Here is a 3,602-nt window from a genome sequence, read left to right as displayed (position 1 = left end):
CAACTCTCACAGATGATGGAAAGGAAGTGATACCATGTTAGCAGGTGAAATACGCTTTTACAATAGATATTCTAAGGAAATCGTACACAGGATAGATATGGATGAGATAGATGATATTGAAAAATATCAACACTCACGTGAATTCTACAAAATCATTTTTCAAAGCAGAATAGGGCGGGTTATTACCAGTATTCACTACACTAATGGGGCGCCGATAGAAACGACTATATTTGAACATGAGTTGTCTGGATTTTCTGATGTTAGTGTAGAGGAAGATACAAGAATCATAAATATGACCAATGTGAAAATTGAAGGTATTGAAGCACGCTACGAATCGTGGGTATGGGATGGAATACTGGGTGAAAGTTTGATTTTCCATAATGAAGCAGTTGAACATTTGTCCGATCAGGAACTAGGATTATTGATTGAGAAGATTATAGTGATAGAAGACCCTAGAAGGAACGTGAAGCGGATGGACAAATACACTTTTGTAAATTTTAACTTTTCCGTACCGTGCTAAACAATGATTTTGCATATACCACACAGTTCGACTTTCATACCTGAACATTACAATACTCGATGGATAGGTGATCCTGATGAAGCAATACGTATATTAACCGACCATTATACCGATGAGTTGTTTGATTATCAAGCTGCGCATTGTGTTGTTTCTCCTATTAGCCGAATTGTATGTGATGTTGAGCGATTTGAGACGGGTGAAGAGATGGAAGAACGTTTTGGAATGGGGATAGTATATGAACGCGATCATCATCAAAATATATTACGTGAGGTTACTACTGATATAAAAAAAGAGATTGTTGAGGGTTATTATCGCCCTCATCATCGAGCTTTGTATGAAGCGGTTACAGAAGAGCTTTCTAAGCATGGCAAAGCGGTAATCGTAGATTGCCACAGTTTTAACGATGAGCAGCTTCCTCATGTTGACAATACTATGCGCCCTGATTTTTGCATTGGGTCAGACTCGTTTCATACGCCGCTTGAGCTTGTTGAGCAATTGGTTAAATATTTGAATGATTGCGGTTATTGCGTGACGGTCAACGAACCCTTTGCCGGAACGATTGTTCCGCTGGAATATTATCATAAAGATCAAGCTGTCATATCGGTAATGATCGAAGTGAATAAACGACTCTACCTTGATGATCAGATACAGAAAAATAGAGAGTTTGAGACGATAAAAGCTATTATTGCTGAACTATTAAAAATTATTAGTGCTTTTAAGACAGATTATGTCCATATAGTCTAGTATTATTTTTTCAACCAAAAGGAGTTGAAATGGCATTTAAAGACCTTGCAACACAAAAACATGACGACCTAACCCCTGAGCAAATAGAAGCAAAAGCGATTCATATTTTTGTAGATACTGATTTTAAAAGATCTGATGCCCCTGGAACGCCAATTTTTGTATTGGCTATGCTAGAAAAGTTACGTTATATTCGAAAACTTGAAGATCTTGTCAATAAATCATTTCATGAACAGATGAATGAAGTTTCTCAAATAGTTCGTGCCCACTATGTTGAAAATAAGGGAAAGCTTACAATATGGGGAGAGATTAAGCGGTATTATTTTCGCTATAAAGCCGATAGTCCTGCAATAGTTTTCGATACGAATGGAAATGTTATTGGTGAATCTTTTTTAGCTGAAGGGCATGCTTCTTTATCGGTTGGAGGTAAAGATATTACCTCTCTATTGCCTATAATTGGAGGAGACAAATGAACACAATTTTTAGTAAACCATTTTTAATAACACTATTCCTAAAACAAAACAAACATCACCAGCATAGTGTGCTCGGTCACACATTGAAAGTCGCCTACAGTGCTGTTAGAATGAAACACTACCGCTTTATTATCCCTGCTTTATTTCATGATGTAGGTAAACCATACAGTGCCTATCAAGACGATGGTGATAAGCTGGATGGAACCTATAGTTTTACTAACCATGAAGAGCTCAGTTGGCACATTGTTAAACGTTGGTTTTTTCTCTCTGATTGGACAAAAGATGTGATTCGCTATCACTACCTTGTGCGTGATATGCACCTTTGTGAGAAGAGGGGGAAAACTGCGAGACTAAATCGTATCCAAAAAAGATGGGATAAGCTATCACCCGAATTACGAGAGGATTTGAAGCTTTTTCTCATGATCGATGATGCAGGGAAATAATATGCTTGTCAATTTCCCAAAAACCTATGCTTTCATCGCTTACGCAGCCGCTGGTATCAAAGGAGAAAGTGTCGATTTTTGGATGGACGCACTGAAGGATTACCATATCGGGAATAAATGCCAATGTGGACAATGCTACACCTTTGGATTAATACCACCCGAGGGAGATGGTGCCTTTGGAGGAAAAGAGATGATTCGATTTTTCGATGATACTGTAGTCATCCTCCATAATGATAAGAATGGGGGCCTGATCGAAATAGAACTTCCTGAGATAACAGCTATTCCTTTTGCAGATGAATATGAGGTATTGGATACAGACTTTTACTCGAGCACAGAAACTAGCGAAGAAGCCTATGCTACAGTGAAGAAGTGGTTTGAAAATTGCTCTATTTAAGTGAAATTATATTAAAATCAATACAAAGAGAGACATTATGAAAATTATCGTGTTGGACACAGAAATTATGGGAGTTGCAGTGTGATTGAGCTTGCCCATAAACTTCTTGATGACATTCGTGATGTTATTACTCATACCAGAAGTACTGTTTATAACACCATCAACAGCACAATGGTACAAAGTTACTGGGAGATTGGTCGTCTCATAGTCGAAGAGGAGCAAAATGGACAAACGCGTGCTCAATACGGAAAACAGCAGCTTAAACAGCTCTCACTACAACTAACTGAAGAATTTGGCAAGGGATTTGATGAACGAAATCTTCGCAATATGCGCTCATTTTATTTAGTCCTTCCAAAATGGAACGCAGTGCGTACCGAATTAAGCTGGACACATTACCGCCTCTTGATCCGTATTGAAAACCCACAAGCCAGAGAGTGGTATATGCAAACTGCCATCGAACATCACTGGAGTGCAAGAGCGCTGGAGAGACAAATCGGTGTTCTATATTATGAGCGATTGCTATCGAGTCAAGACACAACGCCTGTAATTTTTGAAGCAGAAGAACAAACAGCTCTTTTGCGACAAAATCCAAAAGAGTATTTGCGTGACCCTTATGTCCTAGACTTTTTAAATCTTCCTTCAAACCGTGTACTAGAGAGTGATTTGGAGCAAGGGCTTATCGATAACTTACAACACTTTTTGCTCGAACTTGGCAAGGGTTTTGCCTTTGTTGAGCGTCAGCAACGCATACGTACTGAAGATCAAGATTTTTATATTGATTTGGTATTTTACAATTTCAAACTCAAATGTTTTCTCCTCATTGATCTCAAACTGGGTAAACTTAACCATCAAGATGTCGGACAGATGGACACGTATGTACGCATGTACGATCAGCAACGCAAAGGTTCAGATGACAATCCTACCATCGGGCTTATTTTGTGCAGCCAAAAAAGTGAAGCGGTAGTGAAATACTCCGTCCTTACGGACAGTCAACAGCTTTTTACCGCTAAATATTTACCGTATCTACCAAC

6 protein-coding genes are annotated in these 3,602 nt (G+C 38.7%); all 6 read left to right on the top strand.

Annotated features, from left to right (window positions below; translation table 11 throughout):
• Positions 1 to 97: 97 nt before the first annotated feature.
• Positions 98 to 520: a hypothetical protein gene (locus tag JHC35_RS07015; protein ID WP_295043441.1), complete on the top strand. Its 423-nt coding sequence runs from the start codon at positions 98 to 100 to the stop codon at positions 518 to 520.
• A gap of 9 nt (positions 521 to 529) precedes the next feature.
• Positions 530 to 1,264, top strand: a complete 735-nt coding sequence (locus tag JHC35_RS07010; RefSeq protein WP_295043438.1) for an N-formylglutamate amidohydrolase — start codon at positions 530 to 532, stop codon at positions 1,262 to 1,264.
• Positions 1,265 to 1,293: 29 nt separating this feature from the next.
• Entirely contained in the window at positions 1,294 to 1,734 is a 441-nt protein-coding gene (locus tag JHC35_RS07005; RefSeq protein ID WP_295043435.1) for a hypothetical protein, read from the top strand.
• Positions 1,731 to 2,177: an HD domain-containing protein gene (locus tag JHC35_RS07000; RefSeq protein ID WP_295043432.1), complete on the top strand. Its 447-nt coding sequence runs from the start codon at positions 1,731 to 1,733 to the stop codon at positions 2,175 to 2,177. Before JHC35_RS07005 ends, JHC35_RS07000 begins: the two co-directional genes overlap by 4 nt.
• Before the next feature lies 1 nt (position 2,178).
• A complete protein-coding gene (locus tag JHC35_RS06995) occupies positions 2,179 to 2,571 on the top strand; it encodes a hypothetical protein (RefSeq protein ID WP_295043430.1) in 393 nt (130 codons plus the stop codon).
• 81 nt (positions 2,572 to 2,652) lie between these two features.
• Positions 2,653 to 3,602: PDDEXK nuclease domain-containing protein (locus tag JHC35_RS06990; protein ID WP_295043427.1), on the top strand; the 950-nt coding region annotated here is incomplete at its 3' end.

Source organism: Sulfuricurvum sp. (assembly GCF_022759005.1).
In the GTDB taxonomy this organism is placed as follows: Bacteria; Campylobacterota; Campylobacteria; order Campylobacterales; family Sulfurimonadaceae; genus Sulfuricurvum.
Note: the sequence above shows the minus strand (reverse complement) of the source record. Positions and strands in the feature narration are given on the sequence as shown.

Bases quoted from the DNA above. Each gene is read 5' to 3' on its own strand.
- JHC35_RS07015 (WP_295043441.1), top strand. From the start codon at position 98: ATGGATGAGATAGATGATATTGAAAAATATCAACACTCACGTGAATTC.
- JHC35_RS07005 (WP_295043435.1), top strand. From the start codon at position 1,294: ATGGCATTTAAAGACCTTGCAACACAAAAACATGACGACCTAACCCCT.
- JHC35_RS07000 (WP_295043432.1), top strand. From the start codon at position 1,731: ATGAACACAATTTTTAGTAAACCATTTTTAATAACACTATTCCTAAAA.
- JHC35_RS06995 (WP_295043430.1), top strand. From the start codon at position 2,179: ATGCTTGTCAATTTCCCAAAAACCTATGCTTTCATCGCTTACGCAGCC.